The organism is Massilia sp. BKSP1R2A-1, assembly GCF_050586525.1.
GTDB lineage: Bacteria > Pseudomonadota > Gammaproteobacteria > Burkholderiales > Burkholderiaceae_D > Telluria.
This window is the reverse complement of record NZ_JBOBRE010000001.1, coordinates 246,011-267,272: the sequence shown is the minus strand read 5'-3', so window position 1 is coordinate 267,272 and position 21,262 is coordinate 246,011. Positions and strand designations below refer to the sequence as shown.

General features: G+C 66.8%; 20 protein-coding genes. 12 read left to right on the top strand and 8 right to left on the bottom strand.

Annotated elements, in window-relative coordinates:
* Nucleotides 1-98: 98 nt before the first annotated feature.
* Nucleotides 99-518, bottom strand: a complete 420-nt coding sequence (locus ACQ7JA_RS01165) for a divergent PAP2 family protein (protein WP_430894081.1) — start codon at nt 516-518, stop codon at nt 99-101.
* A 146-nt stretch (nt 519-664) separates the two neighbouring features.
* Between ACQ7JA_RS01165 and ACQ7JA_RS01160 the strand changes: the two genes are divergently transcribed.
* Nucleotides 665-1,711, top strand: coding sequence for a DUF475 domain-containing protein (locus ACQ7JA_RS01160; protein ID WP_430894080.1), 1,047 nt, complete (start codon nt 665-667; stop codon nt 1,709-1,711).
* Between the two features lie 105 nt (nt 1,712-1,816).
* Nucleotides 1,817-2,233: a hypothetical protein gene (locus ACQ7JA_RS01155; protein ID WP_430894079.1), complete on the top strand. Its 417-nt coding sequence runs from the start codon at nt 1,817-1,819 to the stop codon at nt 2,231-2,233.
* Nucleotides 2,234-2,290: 57 nt separating this feature from the next.
* On the opposite strand, the gene ACQ7JA_RS01150 is transcribed toward ACQ7JA_RS01155, so the two are convergent.
* Both ACQ7JA_RS01150 and ACQ7JA_RS01145 read right to left on the bottom strand, forming a co-directional pair.
* A complete protein-coding gene (locus ACQ7JA_RS01150; RefSeq protein WP_430894078.1) occupies nt 2,291-4,627 on the bottom strand; it encodes a hypothetical protein in 2,337 nt (778 codons plus the stop codon).
* 112 nt (nt 4,628-4,739) lie between these two features.
* Nucleotides 4,740-5,732 (bottom strand): serine/threonine protein kinase, encoded by a 993-nt coding sequence (locus ACQ7JA_RS01145; protein ID WP_430894077.1) that lies wholly within the window; start codon nt 5,730-5,732, stop codon nt 4,740-4,742.
* 182 nt (nt 5,733-5,914) lie between these two features.
* Between ACQ7JA_RS01145 and ACQ7JA_RS01140 the strand changes: the two genes are divergently transcribed.
* Both ACQ7JA_RS01140 and ACQ7JA_RS01135 read left to right on the top strand, forming a co-directional pair.
* A complete protein-coding gene (locus tag ACQ7JA_RS01140) occupies nt 5,915-6,946 on the top strand; it encodes an alpha/beta hydrolase (RefSeq protein ID WP_430894076.1) in 1,032 nt (343 codons plus the stop codon).
* A gap of 90 nt (nt 6,947-7,036) precedes the next feature.
* Complete coding sequence (locus ACQ7JA_RS01135) at nt 7,037-7,723, top strand: UPF0149 family protein (protein WP_430894075.1); 687 nt, start codon at nt 7,037-7,039, stop codon at nt 7,721-7,723.
* A 28-nt stretch (nt 7,724-7,751) separates the two neighbouring features.
* Here ACQ7JA_RS01135 and ACQ7JA_RS01130 read toward each other — a convergent pair whose 3' ends face one another.
* Complete coding sequence (locus ACQ7JA_RS01130; protein WP_430894074.1) at nt 7,752-8,882, bottom strand: HPP family protein; 1,131 nt, start codon at nt 8,880-8,882, stop codon at nt 7,752-7,754.
* A 146-nt stretch (nt 8,883-9,028) separates the two neighbouring features.
* On the opposite strand from ACQ7JA_RS01130, the gene ACQ7JA_RS01125 reads away from it, so the two are divergent.
* Nucleotides 9,029-9,982, top strand: coding sequence for an MBL fold metallo-hydrolase (locus tag ACQ7JA_RS01125; RefSeq protein ID WP_430894073.1), 954 nt, complete (start codon nt 9,029-9,031; stop codon nt 9,980-9,982).
* A gap of 96 nt (nt 9,983-10,078) precedes the next feature.
* Here the strand turns inward: ACQ7JA_RS01125 and ACQ7JA_RS01120 are convergent, their stop codons facing one another.
* Nucleotides 10,079-12,583 carry an ATP-binding protein gene (locus ACQ7JA_RS01120; RefSeq protein ID WP_430894072.1) on the bottom strand — a complete coding sequence of 835 codons (2,505 nt, stop codon included), beginning with the start codon at nt 12,581-12,583 and terminating at the stop codon, nt 10,079-10,081.
* A gap of 59 nt (nt 12,584-12,642) precedes the next feature.
* The gene (orn, locus tag ACQ7JA_RS01115; protein WP_430894071.1) at nt 12,643-13,227 is read right to left on the bottom strand and encodes an oligoribonuclease; all 585 of its coding nucleotides are present in this window, start codon (nt 13,225-13,227) and stop codon (nt 12,643-12,645) included.
* 74 nt (nt 13,228-13,301) lie between these two features.
* Here orn and ACQ7JA_RS01110 point away from each other — a divergent pair, with 74 nt between their 5' ends.
* From ACQ7JA_RS01110 to ACQ7JA_RS01085, 6 genes are all read left to right on the top strand, one after another.
* A complete protein-coding gene (locus ACQ7JA_RS01110) occupies nt 13,302-14,564 on the top strand; it encodes a M48 family metallopeptidase (protein ID WP_430894070.1) in 1,263 nt (420 codons plus the stop codon).
* Complete coding sequence (locus tag ACQ7JA_RS01105; protein ID WP_430894069.1) at nt 14,561-14,893, top strand: 4a-hydroxytetrahydrobiopterin dehydratase; 333 nt, start codon at nt 14,561-14,563, stop codon at nt 14,891-14,893. The genes ACQ7JA_RS01110 and ACQ7JA_RS01105 overlap by 4 nt, the downstream gene beginning before the upstream one ends.
* A complete protein-coding gene (gene rsgA / locus ACQ7JA_RS01100) occupies nt 14,890-15,792 on the top strand; it encodes a ribosome small subunit-dependent GTPase A (protein WP_430894068.1) in 903 nt (300 codons plus the stop codon). Before ACQ7JA_RS01105 ends, rsgA begins: the two co-directional genes overlap by 4 nt.
* A 78-nt stretch (nt 15,793-15,870) precedes the next feature.
* Nucleotides 15,871-16,794 carry an ornithine carbamoyltransferase gene (argF, locus tag ACQ7JA_RS01095; protein ID WP_430894067.1) on the top strand — a complete coding sequence of 308 codons (924 nt, stop codon included), beginning with the start codon at nt 15,871-15,873 and terminating at the stop codon, nt 16,792-16,794.
* Nucleotides 16,794-17,192, top strand: coding sequence for a VOC family protein (locus tag ACQ7JA_RS01090; RefSeq protein WP_430894066.1), 399 nt, complete (start codon nt 16,794-16,796; stop codon nt 17,190-17,192). Before argF ends, ACQ7JA_RS01090 begins: the two co-directional genes overlap by 1 nt.
* Nucleotides 17,193-17,325: 133 nt before the next feature.
* Complete coding sequence (locus ACQ7JA_RS01085) at nt 17,326-18,558, top strand: argininosuccinate synthase (RefSeq protein ID WP_430894065.1); 1,233 nt, start codon at nt 17,326-17,328, stop codon at nt 18,556-18,558.
* A 210-nt stretch (nt 18,559-18,768) separates the two neighbouring features.
* Here ACQ7JA_RS01085 and ACQ7JA_RS01080 read toward each other — a convergent pair whose 3' ends face one another.
* Both ACQ7JA_RS01080 and murB read right to left on the bottom strand, forming a co-directional pair.
* Nucleotides 18,769-19,485 carry an SDR family oxidoreductase gene (locus ACQ7JA_RS01080; protein WP_430894064.1) on the bottom strand — a complete coding sequence of 239 codons (717 nt, stop codon included), beginning with the start codon at nt 19,483-19,485 and terminating at the stop codon, nt 18,769-18,771.
* An 11-nt stretch (nt 19,486-19,496) separates the two neighbouring features.
* Nucleotides 19,497-20,516, bottom strand: coding sequence for a UDP-N-acetylmuramate dehydrogenase (gene murB, locus ACQ7JA_RS01075; RefSeq protein ID WP_430894063.1), 1,020 nt, complete (start codon nt 20,514-20,516; stop codon nt 19,497-19,499).
* Between the two features lie 168 nt (nt 20,517-20,684).
* On the opposite strand from murB, the gene ACQ7JA_RS01070 reads away from it, so the two are divergent.
* Nucleotides 20,685-21,170, top strand: coding sequence for a YajQ family cyclic di-GMP-binding protein (locus ACQ7JA_RS01070; RefSeq protein ID WP_430894062.1), 486 nt, complete (start codon nt 20,685-20,687; stop codon nt 21,168-21,170).
* Nucleotides 21,171-21,262 lie beyond the last annotated feature (92 nt).

The window sequence follows — 21,262 nt, the reverse complement described above, 5'->3', positions numbered from 1 at the left end:
CGGTATGACGCGACGAACTGCATTTCGTACGGATGAAATGCCGTCCGTTTCCGGACAGGGCGGACGTCCGGCTGTCCGCCCATCTGTCAACTATAAGATCATGCTCCAAACAGGGCGTGGATCAGGAAGCCCATGCCGATGCCGGTGGCGATGCCGCCGCCGATCTCGACCAGGGTGTGGCCCATGCGCTCGCGCAGGACGACGTGGCCGGCCGTCTCGCAGGCCAGCTTGTTGATCGCGGCCGCCTGGCGCCCCACGTGCTGGCGCAGGCTGTTGGCGTCGATCATGACGATGAATGCCAGCGTCACGGCGACCCCGAAGGCCGGGTGGCCGATGCCCTCGCGCAGGGCGATCAGGGTCGCCATGCTGGTGACCACCGAGCTGTGGTTGCTGGGGAAGCCGCCATTGCCTACCAGATTGAAGGCCCAGCGGCGCTGGCGCACGCTGGTAATCAGGAACTTGATCGGGCCGACCACCATCCAGGTCAGCACGGGTGTGACGAGATACGCGAAATCCATTGTCTCTTCCAGGTGAATTAATGCCGGCCAGAATTATCTCAGAAGCAAGCCTGGACAACACCATTTTCTGCGGCATTCTCGCGCCGCCGCTGGGGCCGGAACGTTACTATGTTGGTAATACTCACAATACGAACACGGGGGTCTTTATGCGGCATTTCCACTTGTCGATCGGGGTCACGGTCATCCTGATGGTACTGGCCGGCTGGTGGGGTTACGAGCATCGTGGCGTCGCCGGTATGCTACAGGCCCTGTGGATCACCGCGGTGCTTGGCGTATTGGAAGTGTCGCTTTCTTTCGACAATGCGGTCGTGAACGCCTCCGTCCTGCGCGGCTGGAACGAGTTCTGGCGCAAATTGTTCCTGACAGTCGGCATCCTGGTGGCCGTGTTCGGCATGCGCCTGCTCTTCCCCCTGGTGATCGTCTCGGCCGCGACCGGGCTGGGGCTGATCGAGGTCTGGCACATGGCGATCGACAATCCCAACGAGTATTCACGCCACCTCACCGAGAAGCACGCCGAGGTGGCGGCCTTCGGCGGGGCCTTCCTGATGCTGGTGTTCCTGAACTTCCTGTTCGACGAGGAAAAGGAACTGCACTGGCTGGGCTGGATCGAAGAGAAGGTGGGCAAGTACGGCACCGAAGGCCTGGCCATCCTCCTGACGCTGTCGGCGGTGTGCGGCGCCATGTACCTGATGGAGCCGGCGCGCAAGCTCCCGGTGCTGATCGCAGGCGTCAGCGGCGTGCTCGTGTATATCGGCGTGCAGTGGATCAGCGGTCTGCTGGAAAAGGAAGAAGAAGACCCCACGGTCGGCAAGATGATCGCGCAGGGCAGCATCGGCGGCTTCCTCTACCTCGAAGTGCTGGACGCCTCCTTCAGCTTCGACGGCGTGATCGGGGCCTTCGCCATCACCAACGACGTCGTCATCATCATGCTGGGCCTGGCCATCGGCGCCATGTTCGTGCGTTCGATGACGGTGTTCCTGGTCTACAAGGGCACGCTCGACGAATTCGTCTTCCTGGAACACGGGGCGCACTACGCAATCGGCATCCTGGCCGTGATCATGTTCGCCAGCGTGCACTATCACATCCCCGAGTGGTTCACGGGGCTGTCGGGGCTGGCCTTCATCCTGGTCTCGCTGTGGTCCTCGGTGCTTTACCGGCGGCGCATGGAGAGCGAGGCGCGTGCGCCAGCCTAGCGGCGGCGAGGCGGTCCATTTTGTTATTCTGCTCAGCCATGGCAGAATGTGCGCGGCCGCCCAGCTGCCATCCTGACAACAACTTTTTATATTGAACATCGCGCCATGCCCAAGACCATGCCGAAACGCGCCACCGTCCTCCTCCTGTCCGCCCTCGCCGCCATCGTCGTGCTGTTCGGGCTGTACACCTGGTTCACCCTGAGCTGGTCGTATTCGGAAGGCGAACGGGCGGGCTACCTGCAGAAGTTCTCGAAGAAGGGCTGGCTGTGCAAGACCTGGGAGGGCGAGATCCTGCTGTCGAGCATGCCGGGCGCGATTCCCGAGCGCTTCGCCTTCACCGTGCGCGACGAGGCGGTGGTCAGGCAGCTGCAGAACGCCATGGGGCAGCGGGTGCAGATCTCCTACGAGCAGCACGTCGGCGTGCCGACCTCCTGCTTCGGTGAGACCGAGTATTTTGCGACCAAGGCGAACACGGGGCCGGTGAATCCGGTGTCGCCGAGCCAGGCCGGCGCTGCCCAGTAAGACACCAGCCGTATCAACTCAGCCTTTTTAGTGATATGCGACGCATATCACTGACCTTCACTCCTGCTCGTTCTTGCGCTGGTTGGCGATCACGTCGGCCAGCCGCGTCACCGCCTGGGTCGCCGAGGCCGGCTGCTTGAAGCGGCCCAGCACCTCGCGCGTGATGTTCACCGAGGCCACCCGGTGCTCGGCTTCCGCCTTGCGTTCGCCGATCGCCTTGCCGGTGGCGGCCAGTTCTGCGCTGTGCTCGTCCAAACGCTGGGCTTCCAGGTCGGCCAGTTCCTTGCGCGCTTCCATCATGCGCTGGGTTGCCTCGGCCGCTTTGCGCTGCATCTCGGCGTGGCGCTGGGCGTGTTCCAGCAGGGCGCGCTGGGCGTCGCGCTTCTCGACCGCGGCCTGCAGGCCGGCCAGCTCGGCCGCTTCGCGTTCGCGCGCCAGCCTGGCCTGCTCTTCCTCGGCGTCCGCCCTCGCCTGCGCCGCCTGGGCGGCGGCCTGCTCGGAAGCGAGGCGCGCCGCGGCCGCCTCGCTGGCGCGGGCGTCGGCCTGGGCCTGCTGGCGCTGGGCTTCCATCTTGCGTTCAACCTGGGCCAGCGATTCGCGCGCCGCCTCGGTGCTCGACCGTTCGGAGGCGATGGCGGCTTCCGTCAAGTCCAGCTGGCGGCGCTCCACCGTGGCGCGCTCGGCCTGGGCCGCGGCCAGTTCGGCCGCCTTCTGCGCCTGGGCGCGCTGGGCCGCGGCGGCCGCTTCCGCATGCTCCGCTTCCTCGATGGCGGCGCGCGCCTGTTCGCGCTGGGCCGCCAGGGCCGCCTGCTGCGCGGCTTCGGCGCGGCGTTCGGCCTCCAGCTGCTCGCGCAGCTGGGCCGCCGTCTCGCTGGCGGCGCGGGCGCGGCTTTCCGCCGCCTGCGCCAGCGCGCGCTCGGCCTGCAATTGTTCTTCCTCGCGCATCAAGGCCGCTTCCTCGGCAGCGACGCGCTCGCGTTCGGCCTGTAGCAGACGCTCGGCGCCCTCCAGACGGCGCTGCGCGGCCTCCTCGGCCTGGCGCTGGGCCTCGGCCTGCTCGCGCACGGCCGCCATCGCGGCTTCCTCGGCCGCGTTTTCCCTGGCTTGCGCTTCGAACGCTTCACGCGCCAGGGCGGCGCGTTCCTCGGCCAGCGCGCGTTGGCGCTGTTCTTCCTCGGCCTGGCGGCGCGCGGCCGCAAGCGCCGCTTCGTCGGCCGCGGCGCGCTCGCGCGCATGCCCTGCGGCGACGGTCTCGGCCTCGAGGCGCGCCTGGGCCTGCTGGCTCGCCTCTTCCTCGGCGCGGGCGCGCTCCTCGGACACCTCGCGCAGCTTGCGGTCGGCCTCGATGCGCGCCTCGGTGGCGGCGATGATGCGGTTCTCGGCCTCGCGCCGCGCGGCCGCGCCGGCCGCCGCCATCTGCTCGAGGCGCTCGCGGTGAGTGGCGGCGTCGCGCATTTCCTTCTCGGTTTCCAGGCGCATGTGCAGCGACTGGGCGGCGACGCGTTCGGACTCTGCCTGCGCCAGCGCGATCGCCGCGCGCTCCTGTTCGATATGGGCCAGGGCGCGCGCTTCTTCCAGCGCCCGCGCCTCGGCGGCCGCGCGCGCAAATGCCGCGGCGAGCGCCACCTGGTCGGCGAGTTCGCGCTGCTGGGTCAGCTCCAGCGCCTCGGCTTCGGCCTGGGCCAGTTTCTCGGCGGTCTGGCGGGCGCCCCGTTCGGCCCGCTCGCGCTCGCGCGCCAGGATCGCCACGCGCGCATCGGCGCTGGCGTTGTGCAGGACTTCCTCCTTGGCCGCTTCCACCGCCGCCATGCGCTCGGCGGCCTGCATGCGCGCCTGCTCGGTTTGCAGCAGCAGTTCCTCGGCGGCCTTGGCCGCCTGGGCTGCCATCTCGGCCTGGGCCTCGACCTGGGCGGCGGCGCGGCGGTGTGCTTCTTCCTCGGCGCGGACGCGGGCCTCGGCGGCCATGCGGGTTTCGGTTTCCGTCTGCACGCGGGCGCGCAGCTCGGCGGTTTCCTGGCGGATCGCTTCCAGGCGCTCGTTCGATGCCTGGGCGGCGGCGCGCAACGATTCCAGGCGGTCGCGGTTGGCGGCGATCGCTTCTTCGGACGCCTGGGCGTTGGCCAGGGCGGCAGCGGTTGCCGCCGCATCCATGGCGGCGCGCTCATCGGCCAGCGAGCGGGCGCGCGCCTCGGCGTGGGCGCGGCTCTCGGCGGCGACGTTCGCCTTGGCTTCGGCCTCGACGCGGGCGATGGCTTCCTGGATCTCGCGCATGTCCATCGGGGCGCGGCCGGCCGCCTTCGGCGTTTCTGCCGCTCCTTCCGGCACCGCGCTCCCAGCGTGGGAAAGATCGATCGTGAAATCGGACTCGTCGGGCTCGGGCTTGATGGGTTCCATGCTCATTCTCGTTGTCGGGCTGCGATGCGGACTGCGTCGATGTGATTATCCGGCAAATCCGGCGCGCACGGCACGCCGAACTGGACGGTGAAATCCGGGCAATTTCTCTTTTTCACACAGGCCAGAGCGGCGGCTCGTCCATCAGGGCCACCTGCTCGCGCAGTTCGAGGATGCGATCCTGCCAGTAACGCTGGGTGTTGAACCAGGGGAAAGCTTGCGGGAAGGCCGGATCGTCCCAGCGCATCGCCAGCCAGCAGGAATAATGGATCAGGCGCAGGGTGCGCAGGGCCTCCACCAGGTAGAGCTGGCGCGGGTGGAATTCGCAGAAGTCCTCGTAGCCGGCCAGCACGTCGGCCATCTGGGACACCATCTCCTGGCGCTCGCCCGAGAGCAGCATCCACAGGTCCTGCACCGCCGGGCCCATGCGGCTGTCGTCGAAGTCGACGAAGTGCGGGCCGTCCGGCGTCCACAGCACGTTGCCGCCGTGGCAGTCGCCGTGCAGGCGCAGCAGCGGCAGTTCACCGGCGCGTTCATAGCAGCGCGCCACCCCGTCCAGGGCCTGCTCGACCACGCTGGACCAGGTTGCCAGCAGCTCGGGCGGCACGAAATCGTGGCTGCGCAGCCAGTCGTAAGGCGCGCGCCCGAAGCTCTGCGCATCGAGCGTCGGCCGATGCTCGAAGGGCCGCGCGGCGCCCACCGCGTGGATGCGGCCGATGAAGCGTCCGAGCCACGCCAGGGTAGCCGGGTCGCCCAGCTCGGGCGCGCGTCCGCCTTTGCGCGGGAAGACCGCGAAGCGGTAGCCGGCGGCGAGGTGCAGCGTGCGCCCGTCGATGGGGGGCGGCGGCACCGCCGGGATCTCGTTCTCCGCCAGCTCGGCAATAAAAGCGTGCTCCTCGAGGATGGCGGCATCGCTCCAGCGCGCCGGGCGGTAGAACTTGACCACCACCGGCGGCCCCTCTTCCATGCCGACCTGGTAGACGCGGTTTTCGTAGCTGTTCAGGGCGAGCAGCCGGCCATCGCCGTACAGGCCGACGCTTTCGACCGCCTCGAGGACGGTTTGCGGGTCGAGGCGCTCGAACGGATGGGCCTGGCTGCTGGTTTCCATGGACGGATTCTTCATCCAGCCATTGTAAGCGCCAGCCTCCCCTCCCTCCTAATGACCTGCAGAATTTGACAAATTTGGTGAGAACACGAACAGATCGCCGTGCTACCGGTGCGTAATTATCGAATTTGGCGCGTACCTGTACGCAATCGCGTGGCATACGGCCTTTTACCGAGGAACACAATATGAAAGCAATCCCGCTGGCATTGACGGCCGTTGCCGCAGCCTTTGTCTGGAATACTGCCCAGGCGCAGCAGCCACCGAAGGCCGACGCCGATATGCAGAAGGTGCTCGACGCCCTCTCGTCGTTGAACCCGAAACCGCTCGACACCCTGACGCCCGCCGAAGCACGCAAGCAGCCAACGCCGGCCGACGCCGTCAAGAAGGTGCTCACCCAGATGGGCAAGAGCACCGCCCCCGAACCCGGCGTGAACCTGAAGACCATGAACGTGCCGGTGAAGGGCGGCAGCGTACCGGTCCACATCTTCACACCGGAGGGCAAGGGCCCCTTCCCGGTGATGGTCTACTACCACGGCGGCGGCTTCGTGATTGCCGACACCAAGGTGTACGAGGCTTCGCCGCGCGCCCTGGCCAAGATGAGCAAGGCCATCATGGTCTCGGTCGACTACCGCCGGGCGCCCGAACATCCCTTCCCGACCGCGCCGGAAGACGCCTACGCCGCCTACCTGTGGGTGATCCAGCATGCCAGGGAATTCAATGGCGACCCGGCCCGCGTGGCGGTCGGCGGCGAATCGGCCGGCGGCAACCTGGCGACCGTGGTGTCGATGATGGCCCGGGACAAACAGGCCCAGCTGCCCCTGCACCAGCTGCTGGTCTACCCGGTCGTGAACGACGACATGAACAACACGTCCTACCAGCGCAACGCCAATGCCAAGCCGCTCAACAAGGCGATGATGGGCTGGTTCTTCAAGCACTACGGCGCCGATCCGAAGAGCCCCTATGCCCTGCCGATGAAGGCCGCGACCTTGAAGGGACTGCCGCCGGCGACCATCGTCGCGGCCGAGATCGATCCGCTGCTGACCGAGGGCAAGCAGTATGCGGACAAGCTGAAACAGGACGGCGTGCCGGTGAACTACCGCGCGTGGAGCGGCGTGACGCACGAGTTCTTCGGGATGGGCGCGGTGGTGCCGAAAGCGAAGGAAGCGGAGCAGTTTGCGGCGGATGCCCTGGCGAAGGCGTTCGCAGCCAAGCGCTAAGGCCTCGGGCGCCAGGCGCCACCACGTTTTCCGTGCTCTCCGGGGCCGCAACGGTTACACTGGCGCCTTCCAACGCAACAAGAGCCTCACATGCATCTCGACGAACCCCTCACCGACAAAGAATTCGACGACCTCGACCAGTTCCTGCTGTCCGACCGCTCCCCCGAGGATGCGATGACCATGGACACCCTGCACGGCTACCTGACCGCGATCGCGATCGGTCCGGAAACCATCATGCCGGCCGAGTGGCTGCCGCGTGTCTGGGGCGAGGATGGCAAGCAGGCGCCGACCTGGAAGAATCCGAAGGAAGAGCAGCGCATCATCAACCTGATCATGCGCTTCATGAACGAAGTCCTGATCACCTTCGAAGCCGCGCCCAAGGAATTCGAGCCGCTGTTCTGCGAGCACGACATCGGCGGCGACACCCTGATCGACGCCGAAGCCTGGTGCTGGGGCTTCTGGGAAGGCATGGAGCTGCGCCCGGGTTCGTGGGAACGCATCTGGGATTCGGAAGTGGCCGAGCTGATGCGCCCGATCTACCTGCTGGGCGCCGACGAGATCGACGAATCCGAACTGCCGGAGGTGGAAGATCCGAAAAAGGCCCACCAGCTGGCGCTCGAGATCGAGGCCAACATCCCGGCCATCTACCGCTACTGGCTCCCGCTGCGCAAGGGCGCCGTCGAGACCATCAAGCGCGAAGAGCCGAAGGTCGGCCGCAACGACGACTGCCCTTGCGGCAGCGGCAAGAAGTTCAAGAAGTGCTGCGGCGCCGATTGATGCCGTAGGGCGGTCGGCTGCGCGCGACTCAGGCAGCCGCCTCCAGCACTTCCCCTCCGAGCCCCGCCAGCAAATCCCGGGGCCTCACGATCCCGGTGAGGCGCCCTTCCCCATCCACTACATACACCTGCTGCGCCCCGTCATGGAAGCGCGCCAGCAGCGCCGCCAGCGGCGCATTGTCCCGCAGCGCCACGCATTCCATCTCGACCAGGCTGCCCACGGTCGGCGCCGTATCGCGGCCGAACAGCAGCGCCGTCGCCCGCCGCGCCCGCGCCGGCAGCGGCCTTGTCGCCGCGCCGCCGGCAGCCACCATGGCCGCCATGCTCAGCACGCCGACCGGCCGCCCTTCGCTGTCGAGCACCGGCAGCGCCGGCTCGCCGTGGCGCAGCAGCAGGGCACGCGCTTGCGCCAGCGGCATCTCCGCACCCAGGGTGGCCGGCAGCGGATGCGCCACCGCGCCGCAGGTCTGCTGGCGCGCACGCCGCTCGGCGGCGCGCTGCTCGGTGTCGGCCAGAATCGAGGCCAGGTCGTCGCGGCTGACGTCGAGCGTCTCGCCGTAGCTGTCGAGCGCCGCGTCCAGGTCTTCGCGCGCGAACCCCGCCTTCTGCTCGGGCGGGCGCACGACCGGCTGCACGTGCGGATAACGGTGTCCCGACAGGTTGTTCCACACCACGGCGCCCAGCACCATCAGCACCGAGTTCACGCCCACCGGCGCCAGGGCGAACCACAAGCCCGCCTTCTGCACCGCCGCCCCGCCCAGCACGGCGGTGACGGCCACCGCCCCGCCGGGCGGATGCAGGCAGCGCAGCGCGGCCATCGCGGCGATCGCCAGGCCACCCGCCAGCGGTGCGGTCCACAAGGGGTCGCCCAGCTGGACGCAGGCGGCGCCGACCAGGGCGGAGATTACGTTGCCGCCGATGACGGGCCAGGGCTGGGCCAGCGGCGCAGCCGGCAGGCAGAACAGGAGCACGGCGGAGGCGGCCATCGGCGCCACCAGGTAAGGCAGGGACGCGGCGAAGGTGCCGCCGAGGGCGGCGCGGGTCACCAGGGCGGTGGTCAGGAGGGCCAGCAAGGCCCCGAGGGCGGAACGGGCCTGGCCCGGGAAGGTGGCGGGTCCGGCCGGGCGCAGTCGCAGCCGTTTGAACAGCGTGGAGAACATGGACAGAAAATACAGCAAATGAGCCTGCCATTACACCACAGCTTGCGCTATCTTGCTTCCCCCTGCAGCGTTCAGCATCCCATGATGCAATCATGTACGATTCGCAATGCACTGCGCCCCGCAGACCACAACAACAAGGAACCGCGATGAACCTCCCACAACGAACCCTGTCCACCCTTGCCGCCGCCGTCGCCGCATTCTGCATCGCCACGCCGGCCCTCGCCGCCGCCCCGATGGCCAAGACGCCGGCTCCGGGCTGGTCGCGCATGATGCTGGGCCAGTTCGAAGTCACCCCGCTGTCGGACGGCACCGTCGACCTTCCGGTCGACAAGCTGCTGGCCCAGGATCCGAAGAAGACGCAGGCGACCCTGGCCAAGGCCCACCTGAAGCCGATGCTGGAAACCTCGGACAACGCCTACCTGATCAATACCGGCAACAAGCTGATCCTCATCGACACCGGCGCCGGCTCCTTCTTCGGCCCCACCCTCGGCAAGCTGGTCGCCAATATGAAGGCCGCCGGGTATTCGCCCGAGCAGGTCGACGAGATCTACCTGACCCACTTCCACGGCGACCACGCCGGCGGCCTGGTGAAGGATTCGGCGGCCGTGTTCAGCAAGGCCATCGTGCGCGCCAGCAAGGCGGAATCGGACCACTGGCTGAGCCAGGCGAACATGGAGAAGTCCACCGACAAGGACACCTTCAAGGGCGCCCAGGCCGCCCTCGGTCCCTATGTGAAAGCCGGCCGCTTCAAGGCCTTCGAAGGCAGCGTCGAACTGGTCCCCGGCATCCGCTCGAACCCGACCGGCGGCCATACCCCTGGCCACACCAGCTACCTGGTGGAGAGCGGCGGCCAGAAGCTGCTCGTGATCGGCGACCTGATCCACGTTGCCGCGGTGCAGATGGAAAACCCGGCCGTGACAATCGACTTCGACAGCGACCAGAAAGCCGCAGCCGCCACCCGCAAGAAGGAATTCGACGCCGCTGCCAAGGGCGGCTACCTGATCGGCGGCGCCCACCTGCAGTTCCCGGGCATGGGCTACCTGCAGACCGAAGGCAAGGGTTACAAGTTCATCCCGGTGAACTACACCCAGATGCGCTGAGAATTACCGTTGTAGGGGTGATCTGGTCCAGTGGACCAGATCACGCTTTGCCGTCCGCGCGTTCAGCTACACGGTGAGACCAGGCGCATCGTCCATTCACACGCCGCTTGAACGCGCGTGCGGCGAAGCCGCACACCCTACGCCCTCCAGCAGGCGCGCCAGCGCCTCGAAGTCCACCGGCTTGACCAGGTGATGCTGGAAGCCGGCGGCAAACGCGTCTTCGCGGTCCTGCTGCTGGCCGTAGCCGGTGACGGCCACCAGCACCGCGTTCGCGGTTTCCGGCTGGGCGCGCAGGCGCCGCGCCAGTTCGCGGCCGTCCATCTCGGGCAGGCCGATATCCAACAGGCAGACATCCGGCGCCACGCTGCGCGCCCGCTCGAGCGCGCGCAGCGAGTCGTGTTCGATCACGACCTCGTGGCCGTGCGCGGCCAATAGCAGGCCGAGGGTCTCGGCCGCGTCCACATTGTCGTCCACCACCAGCACCTTCAAGGCGCCCGCGCATGCGGCCGGCGGCGCCGTTGCGGGCGTACCGGCATTCTGCTGCGTCTCGTCGCGCAGCAGCGGCAGCGTGATGACGAAGGTGCTGCCCTTGCCCGGCCCGGGGCTGGAACAGCTCACCATCCCGCCGTGCAGCTCGACCAGGTTGCGCACCAGCGCCAGGCCCAGTCCCAGGCCGCCCTGGGAGCGGTCCGACGAGCGTTCGGCTTGCGTGAACAGGTCGAACACGCGGCTGGTGAGTTCGCGGTCCATGCCGATGCCCTCGTCGCGCACGCTGATCGCCAGGTGACCGGAGCGCACCTCGGCGCGCAGGTCGATGCCGCGCCCCTCCTGCGTGTACTTGGCGGCGTTGCCCAGCACATTGGCCACCACCTGCACCAGGCGCGCCTTGTCGCCCTCCACCGTCGCCCAGGAGGGCGGCAGGTGGACGGCCAGGCGCTGGCCGCGCGCCTCGATGTTCGGACGCACCTGCTCCACCGCCTCCTGCACAACGGCGCGCGCGGCCACGCGGGCGCGCTCCAGCGTGATCAGGCCGCGCGTGACGCGCGAGACGTCCAGCAGGTCGTCGACCAGGCGCGTCATGTGGCGCACCTGGCGCCCGATGATGCTGCTGCTCTGGCGCACCCGGGCCTCGTCGCCGCTGCCGATGCGCAGCAGCTCGGCGGCGGCGCTGATCGGCGCCAGGGGATTCCTCAGCTCGTGGGCCAGCATGGCCAGGAATTCGTCCTTGCGGCGGTCGGCCTCGACCAGCTTTTCCTCGGCCAGCTTGCGGTCGGTGATGTCGCGGAAGAAGGAAGCAATGCCGCCGTCCGGCATCGGATAGGCGCGCACCTCGGTCCAGATCCGCTGGCCATCCGGACAGGTATGCGCGTAGACGGCGCCGGAGGCGACGCGAGTCTGCATCACCTCGCGGTACATGCGTCCCGAGTCCATGTCGACCGTATGGGGAAACACCTCCCAGTGATTGCGCCCGATGACCTCCTGCGCCGTGGCGCGGCACAGGCGCAGGCCTTCGGCGTTCATTTCGATGATCGTCCAGTCGGCGTCGAACAGGGCGAAGCCTTCGGCGATGGTGTCGAAGATGTTGCGGCTGCGGTCGCGCTCCGCGCGCAGCTCGGCCTGGGCGCGCGCGGTTTCGACCGCCGACCAGGTGCGCTCGGCCACGTCGCGCGCCAGCTGGATGTCGTCCTCGCTCCAGTAGCGCGGTTGCGGGCAGTCGATGCCCAGGCAGGCCCGCAGCTGCCCGGATTTCACCAGCGGCACGATCAGGAGCGCGGCGATGCGGTCGGCAACGCCGTTACCGGTGTAGGCGCTGCGGTAGCCGACGGTGCGCACGTCGTGCGCGGTGTCGTGGATGCGCACCACGTCGCCGGCGCGCAGGGCGCTGCCGACCGCCGGTCCGAATTCGTCGAAGCTGAAGGAAGGTTGAGACAGCGCGCGGCCGTCGCGCGCCCACCAGCGCGGCACCGAGAAGCGTCCGTTCGCCCCGTTCATCTCGGCATACACGACGCGGCCCGCATGCAGCTCGCCGCCCAGCAGGGCGCTGGCGATGGCGATCACCTCCTCGCTCGAAGCGAGCGGACGCAGCGCATCCGACACGGTCAGCTCGAAGGCCGCGCGCCGTTCGGCCGCGACCCGGCGCGTGGTTTCCATCACGGTGCAGAACAGGCCGGCGACCTGGCCGTCGTCGCCGATCAGCGGCGCATGCGAGAAGGTGAAGTGGGCGCGTTCAGGATAGCCGCGCCGCTCCACGGTCATCGGCATGTCCTCGAAATACACGGGCTTGCCGGATAGCGCGCGGTCGATCAGCGGCACCATCTCGTTCCAGACCTCGGCCCACAGGTCGGCGAAGCGGGCGCCCAGCGCGCGGCCGTGCTTCTGCCCGAGCAGGGGCACGTAGGCGTCGTTGTAGAGGAAGACCAGGTCCGGCCCCCAGGCCATGAACATGGGGAAGGCCGAGTGCAGCATCATGTCCAACGCCGTGCGCAGGGCGCCCGGCCAGGCTTCCTGCGGACCAAGGGGGGTCTGGCTCCAGTCATGGCGGCGGATGCGCATGCGCATCGCCACCCCGTCGCCGGGCCCGGTATGTGGTGCTTGAACCATGACCCGATTGTCTCACAAAGATTGCCTATCAGTCACATTTGCATGATAGGCAATTTTGCTTACAACTTGATGAAGTGCTCGCGGTAGTAGCGCAGCTCTTCGATGGACTCATGGATGTCGGCCAGGGCGGTGTGCTTCTGGTGCTTCTTGAAGCCGGACGCGAGCTCGGGCTTCCAGCGGCGGCACAGTTCCTTCAGGGTCGACACGTCCAGGTTACGGTAGTGGAAGAAGGCTTCCAGCTTCGGCATGCCGCGCGCCATGAAGCGGCGGTCCTGGCAGATCGAGTTGCCGCACATCGGCGACTTGTTCGCCGGGACGTACTGCTTCAGGAAGGCGATCAGCTCCTGCTCGGCCTGGGCTTCCGTGACGGTGGAGGCCTTGACGCGGTCGATCAGGCCCGACTTGCCGTGGGTGCCCTTGTTCCAGTTGTCCATCTTGTCCAGGGTCTCGTCCGACTGGTGGATGGCGAACACCGGGCCTTCGGCGATGATGTTCAGATCGGGATCGGTGACGACCACGGCGACTTCGATGATGCGGTCGGTATCCGGGTCCAGGCCCGTCATCTCCATGTCGAGCCAGACCAGGTTGAATTCATTCGGACGCGCGGGCGCGGCGGCCCCTTCGGTTTGTGTAGCTTGTGACATAATTCTCTCTTTGCTTTATTAGGACTGCGCTGAGCGTTCTAGATAGTAACCCTGCATTTTCTCACAGGCACAGCATGTCTTCACTCGGGTTTTCGGTTTTGTTCGTGGTTTTCTTTGCGCTGACGCTCGGTCTGCGCTTCTGGCTGGCCGGCCGGCATATCCGGCACGTGCTGCGCCACCGCGCCAGCGTACCCGCCGAGTTTGCGCCGAAAGTGCCACTCGCGGCGCACCAGAAGGCCGCCGACTACACGGTCGCCAAGACCCGGCTCGGCATCGTGTCGCTGCTGTGGGGCGGCGCGGTGCTGATCGGATTTACCTTGCTGGGCGGCCTGCAGGCCTTGTCCATGGCCCTGCTGCCGGTCACCGGCCCGGGCACCCTGCACCAGATGGCGCTGGTGGTCGCATTCGCCGCGCTGTCCGCCCTGCTCGACCTGCCGCTCGACTGGTACCGCCAGTTCGTGCTCGAGGAGCGCTTCGGCTTCAACAAGATGACGCCCGGCCTGTGGGTGGCCGACATGGTCAAGGGCGCCCTGGTGGGCGCGGTGATCGGCCTGCCGCTCCTGTGGGTGATCCTGGCCCTGATGGAAAAGAGCGGCGACCTGTGGTGGCTGTGGGCCTGGTGCGTGTGGAGCGGCTTCCAGCTCCTGATGATGGTGCTCTACCCGACCGTGATCGCGCCGATGTTCAACAAGTTCACCCCGCTCGCCGACGTCTCGCTGAAGGAGCGCATCGAAGGCCTGATGGCGCGCGTCGGCTTCGCGTCCAAGGGCCTGTTCGTGATGGACGGCAGCAAGCGCAGCGCCCACGGCAATGCCTACTTCTCGGGCTTCGGCAGCAACAAGCGCATCGTCTTCTTCGACACCCTGCTCTCGCGCCTCGAGCCGCAGGAGATCGAAGCCGTGCTGGCGCACGAGCTGGGCCACTTCAAGCTCAAGCACATCATCAAGCGCATCGCCGTGATGTTCGCGCTGTCGCTGGCTTTCCTCGCCCTGCTGGGCTACCTCAAGGGGCAAGCCTGGTTCTACACGGGCCTGGGCGTGACGCCGATGATGGATGCGTCCAACGACGGCATGGCCCTGATCCTGTTCGCCCTCGTCCTGCCGATCTTCACCTTCGTGCTCGCGCCCCTGAACTCGATCACCTCGCGCAAGCATGAATTCGAAGCGGACGCCTTCGCGGCGCAGCATACCGACCATCGCGACCTGGTCTCGGCCCTGGTCAAGATGTACGAGGACAACGCCTCGACCCTGACGCCGGACCCGCTGCACTCGGCCTTCTACGATTCGCACCCGCCGGCCTCGGTGCGCGTCAAGCACCTGAACATGGCGGCCGCATGAGTCTTCTCGACCACCACAGCGTGCATGGCGCGCCGGCCCTGGACGCCGGCGACCGTCCGGCCCTGCTGGCCCAGGTACCGGGCTGGCAAGCCATCGACGGCACCATCGCGCGCGAATTCACCTTCCGCGACTACCGCGAAACCATCGCCTTCGTGAACGCGGTCGCCTGGCTGGCCGAGGGCGAGAACCATCACCCTGACCTGACGGTCGGCTACCGCCGCTGCCTGGTCGCCTACACCACGCATTCGGCCGGCAATGCGCTGTCGATGAACGACTTCATCTGCGCGGCCAAAGTGGATGCGCTGTACGCGCAGAGGACCGGCGCATGAGCTCAGTTGACAACACCTTGACCGGCACCATCATCGCGGCCCACGGACGCCACTACCTCGCCGATGCGGACGGCGAGAAGCTGCAATGCGTCACGCGCGGCAAGAAGACCAATGTCGCCGTCGGCGACGTCGTGCACTTGAAGCGCACCTCGAACGACCAGGCCGTGATCGAGAAGATCGCCGACCGCACCACCCTGCTCTACCGCTCGGACCAGTACAAGTCGAAGCTGCTGGCTGCGAACATCTCGCGCCTCTTCATCGTCGTCGCCACCGAGCCGAGCTTCGCCGACGACCTGGTTTCGCGCTCGCTGGTGGCGGCCGAAGCGGCCGGCATCGAGGCCCACATCATCCTGAACAAGGTCGACGTCGAGGAACCGCTGGCGCGCGCCCGCGAGCGCGTGGGCCTGTATGCCTCGCTCGGCTACCCGGTGCACGAGCTGTCGGCGCGTGCCCGTCCGGAACACGCGGTCGAGACCCTGATGCCGCTCCTTGCAGGCCAGTCCTCGATCTTCATCGGCCAGTCGGGCATGGGCAAGTCTTCGCTCATCAACCTCCTGGTGCCGGATGCCGACATCGCGGTGCGCGAGATTTCCGAGGCGCTGGATACGGGCAAGCACACCACGACATTTACGCGCCTCTATTGGCTGCCCGGGGGCGCATCGATCATCGACTCGCCGGGCTTCCAGGAATTCGGGCTCTACCACCTGACCGAAGGGATGCTGGAGCGGGCTTTCGTGGAGTTCAAGCCCTACCTGGGCGGCTGCAAGTACTATAACTGCCGCCACCTGGCCGAGCCGCAGTGCGCGGTGCTGGGCGCGGTGGCCGACGGGAAGATCGCGAAGATGCGGCATGCGCTGTATGGGCAGCTGCTGCACGAGTCCTCGCAGACCCTGTATTGAGTCCCGGCTGAGCCGCTTTCCCTAGCGTCAAGCAAAAGCCCTTATAATCGTATGGATAACAGCAAAGCGAACGACGCCATGGCAGCACAAGCTATCAAACACTTCCTGCAGTTTTCCGATTTCACCTTCGACGAATTCGAGTACGTCATCGAGCGCGCCAAGGTCATCAAGCGCAAGTTCAAGGCCTACGAGGTCTATCACCCGCTGGTCGACCGCACCCTGGTGATGGTGTTCGAGAAGAGCTCGACCCGCACCCGCCTGTCCTTCGAGGCCGGCATGCACCAGCTGGGCGGCGCCGCGATCTACCTGAACACCCGCGACAGCCAGCTGGGCCGCGGCGAGCCGGTGGAAGACGCGGGCCAGGTCATGTCCCGCATGTGCGACATCATCATGGTGCGCACCTTCGGCCAGGAGATCATCGAGCGTTTCGCCGCCAACTCGCGCGTCCCGGTGATCAACGGCCTGACCAACGAACACCACCCCTGCCAGGTGCTGGCCGACATTTTCACTTTCTACGAGCACCGCGGCCCGATCGCCGGCAAGACGGTCGCCTGGATCGGCGACGCCAACAACATGCTGTACTCCTGGCTGCAGGCGGCCGAGGTGTTCGGTTTCCACCTGAACGTCTCGACGCCCAAGGGCTACGAGCTCGATCCGAAGCTGGTCAGCACGCAGCGCTACACCCTGTTCGACAACCCGTCGGATGCCTGCGAAGGCGCGCACCTGGTCAGCACCGACGTGTGGACCAGCATGGGCTACGAGAAGGAAAACGCCGAGCGCCTGAAAGCCTTCGACGGCTTCATCGTGGACGCCGCCAAGATGGCGCGCGCCACCCCGGACGCCCTGTTCATGCACTGCCTGCCGGCCCACCGCGGCGAGGAAGTCGCGGCCGAGGTCATCGACGGTCCGCAGTCGGTGGTCTGGGACGAAGCCGAGAACCGCCTGCACGTGCAGAAGGCCCTGATCGAATACCTGCTGCTGGGCCGCATCGAGGATAAATAATGATCGACCACACCGGCGTCATCGTCTCCGATTTCGAACGCAGCCGCGCCTTCTACACGCAGGCGCTGGCGCCGATCGGCTATGCGCTGCTGGCCGAGATTCCGGCCGCGGTCACGAAGAGCACCGATGTCGCCGGTTTCGGCGAGCCGCCCAAGCCGGATTTCTGGATCTCGGGCGCGACCCTCGACAAGCCGGTGAACCATCCGCCGGTGCACGTGGCCTTCCGCGTGACGAACCGCGCGCAAGTGGACGCGTTTTATCAGGCCGCGCTGGCCGCCGGTGGCCGCGACAACGGCGCGCCGGGACCGCGTCCGCATTATCATGAGCACTATTACGGCGCCTTCGTGCTCGACCCGGACGGCCACAACATCGAAGCCGTCTGCCATGCGCCGGTATAAGATTTTTTCAACCTGAAGCACCCACGACCTTATGTTTGATCGTCTGCCCGTCCGCCCCAGCATTGCCGCGACGGACTCCCCATGGGCCGGCTGACCATTTAGTCCCCACCTCCCTCCCTTCACTGGAACATCCATGAGCGACATTAAAAAAGTAGTCCTCGCCTACTCCGGCGGCCTCGATACCTCGGTCATCCTCAAATGGCTGCAGGATCACTACAACTGCGAAATCGTCACCTTCACCGCCGACCTCGGCCAGGGCGAAGAACTGGAGCCGGCGCGCGCCAAGGCGATCAAGTTCGGCATCAAGCCGGAAAACATCTACATCGACGACGTGCGCGAAGAATTCGTGCGCGACTTCGTGTTCCCGATGTTCCGTGCGAACACCGTCTACGAAGGCGAATACCTGCTGGGCACCTCGATCGCGCGTCCGCTGATCGCCAAGCGCCTGATCGAGATCGCCAACGCCACCGGCGCCGACGCCATCTCGCACGGCGCGACCGGCAAGGGCAACGACCAGGTGCGCTTCGAGCTGGGCGCTTACGCCCTGAAGCCCGACGTCAAGATCATCGCTCCGTGGCGTGAATGGGACCTGCTGTCGCGCGAGAAGCTGCTGAAGTACGCGGAAGACGCCGGCATCGAGATCGACATGAAGCACAAGAACGGCGGCGCGCCCTACTCGATGGACGCCAACCTGCTGCACATCTCCTTCGAAGGCCGCCACCTGGAAAACCCGAGCGCGGAAGCCGAGGAATCGATGTGGCGCTGGACCGTGTCGCCGGAGCAGGCGCCGAACGAAGCCGAGTACCTCGACATCGAGTACGCGCAGGGCGACATCGTCGCGCTGAACGGCAAGCGCATGAGCGCGGCCGAGGTGCTGACCGAACTGAACCGCCTGGGCGGCAAGCACGGCATCGGGCGCCTCGACCTGGTGGAAAACCGCTACGTCGGCATGAAGTCGCGCGGCTGCTACGAAACCCCGGGCGGCGCCATCATGCTCAAGGCCCACCGCGCGATCGAATCGATCACCCTGGACCGCGAAGTGGCGCACCTGAAGGACGACCTGATGCCGCGCTACGCTTCGCTGATCTATAACGGCTACTGGTGGGCGCCGGAGCGCGTCGCGCTGCAGACCCTGATCGACCACACCCAGAAGACCGTCAATGGCTGGGTGCGCGTGAAGCTCTACAAGGGCAACGTCATCGTCGTCTCGCGCGACTCGAAGACCGACTCGCTGTTCGACATGAACATCGCCACCTTCGATGAAGACGGCGGCGCCTACAACCAGGCGGATGCGGGCGGCTTCATCAAGCTGAACGCACTGCGCATGCGCATCGCCGCCAAGGCGCGCGCAGCACGCGGCAAGTAAGGGCGCATCGCTCTCTTCGGAAGCCACCTGCGGGTGGCTTTTTTACTTTACGGGGGTTTGCTGAGTCCTTGCCGGGAAGGGGAAATTGGCGATGACAAATGCGTCAGAGCAAGAGAACTGCACGGTCTTGCGTCCATAGGCGAACTTGGCCACGTGTGATGACGATCGCTTGCGGATTCCGATTGCCACGGAAAAGCTTCCCGTGTTCGGCTAGCTGCCGTTGCGCAGGTCGTCCACCGGCTCCTGCCCGAAGCGCTTCGACAGCAGGCAGTCCACCAGCCTGGCCGCGCATTCGGCGGGGCTGACCAGCACCCCGCCCTCCTTCATGTCGACGAAGCGCTGCTTGAGCGGAAAGCGCGCGTCCGGCGTGGCCCGGATCTCCGCCTGCATGTCGGTGTCGATCACGCCCGGCGCCATGCTGACGCAGCGCACCCGCGGGTCGCCGTCGAGCGCCACTGCGCGGGCGTGCTGGTCGAGCGCCGCCTTGGTCGCGCAGTACACGCTCCAGCCCGGATAAGCGCTGCGTCCCGCGCCGCTCGAGATGTGCAGGATGCGCCGTTCGGCCTGGGGCGCGGCCTGCACGACAGCGGCGGACAGGGCCAGCGGCGCGCCCACGTTGACGATGGCCGCGCGCAGCGCGGCGGCCGGTTCCTGCTCGGCCAGCGGGCCCACCGGCGAAACGACGCCGGCATTGTTCACCAGCAGCACCGTATCGGCGCCGGCAAGGAAGCCGGCCAGGGTATGGCCCTGCAGCCAGGCGCCGAGCGCCGCGGCATCGCCGAAATCGACCGTGGCCTGCTCCATGCCCTCGGCCACTTCCGCGTGTCCGCGCGCCAGCCCCAGCACCGGAATGCCGCGCGCCATCAGTTCGGCCGCCACCGCGGCGCCCAGGCCGCGCGAGTGGCCCGTCACGACTGCCTTGATCATGCCCGCCTCCGCTAGATGAATACCGGTTCAGGTTCCAGCTCGACGCCGTAGCGCGCCTTGACGTCGGCCTGGATCGCGCGCGCGAGCCGCACCACCTCGTCTCCCGTGGCCCCGCCCAGGTTGACCAGCACCAGCGCCTGCTTCGGGTAGACGCCGGCCCGGCCCAGCGAGCGGCCCTTCCAGCCGCACTGGTCGATCAGCCAGCCGGCCGCCAGCTTCTCGCTGCCGTCCGCCTGTGCATGGTGCACCAGGTTCGGGAATTCGGCCAAGAGGCGCGCGCAGTGTTCCTGCGATACCACGGGGTTCTTGAAGAAGCTGCCCGCATTGCCGATTTCCAGCGGATCGGGGAGCTTGCGGCGCCGGATCGCTGCCACGGTGCGGCCCACCTCCTGCGGCGTCGGCGCGGCCAGGCCGGCTTCCTCGACCGCCCTGGCCAGTTCGGCATAGCGCAGGTTCGGGGACCACGCCGCCGGCAGCGTGAACGTCACGTCCAGCACCACCAGTTCGCGGCCCTCGGCATGCTTGAACACGCTGTCGCGGTAGGCGAAGCGGCAAGCGGCGGCGTCCAGCGTGCGGACTTCGCCGCTGGCCATGTCGAATGCCGTCAGACAATGGAACACGTCCCTAGTTTCCGTGCCGTAAGCCCCCACGTTCTGGATCGGGGCCGCGCCCACCGTGCCGGGGATCAGGGACAGGTTTTCCAGTCCGCCCAGGCCCTGGGCCAGGGTCCATTGCACGAAGGCGTGCCAGTTCTCGCCCGCCTGGGCGCGCACCAGGATCCTGCCGTCCTGCTCGCCCAGCGCTTCCTTGCCCAGGCCGGTCATGTGCAGCACGACGCCCTCGACATCGCGGGTGAACAGCATATTGCTGCCGCCGCCCAGCACCAGGCGCGGCAGCGCGGCGAGTGCGGGATCGGCGCGCAGGGCCGCGAGCTGCTCAGCACCTTCCACCCGGAGGTAGTGCCGGGCCCGTGCCGGGATGCGGAAAGTATTCAGGGAATCGAGCGGATGGTCGTGGAGGATGGCGTGCATGGCGTGAGGGTGTTTTTCGAGCATTATAGTAGTCAATGCGGGGCCAACGCGGGTGCAAGCCCGGTTCAGGCTGTTTCCGTACGGGCAAATTGATGGCTCCCGGGGACGTTGTCCGTTAAAATAGAGGGATTCATCTAGTTAGCACTACCAGAAAAAGGAAAAAACGCCATGCCATCGTTTGATGTGGTCTGCGAAGCAGACATGGTCGAAGTGAAGAACGCCGTCGAACAGTCGAACAAGGAAATCACCACCCGCTTCGACTTCAAGGGCAGCTCGGCCAATGTCGAACAAAAGGAAAAGGAACTGACCCTGTTCGCCGACTCCGACTTCCAGCTCGGCCAGGTCAAGGACGTCCTGATCAACAAGATGGCCAAGCGCAAGGTCGACGTGCGCTTCCTCGACGAAGGCAAGGTCGAGAAGATCGGCGGCGACAAGGTCAAGCAGGTCATCAAGGTGCGCAACGGCATCGAGACCGAGGACGCCAAGAAGATCACCAAGGCGATCAAGGAAAGCAAGATGAAGGTGCAGGCCAGCATCCAGGGCGAATCGGTGCGCGTCACCGGCGCCAAGCGCGACGACCTGCAGGCTGCCATGGCCCTGCTGCGCAAGGATATCCAGGACCTGCCGCTGGCCTTCAACAACTTCCGCGACTGAAAAAGACAGCGGCCGCAATGGGGTGTGGCTTCAGGCCCGCCCGGGAGTAGAATGATGGCCGTGCCATGCGCCGGCCATCGTGCATGTGTACG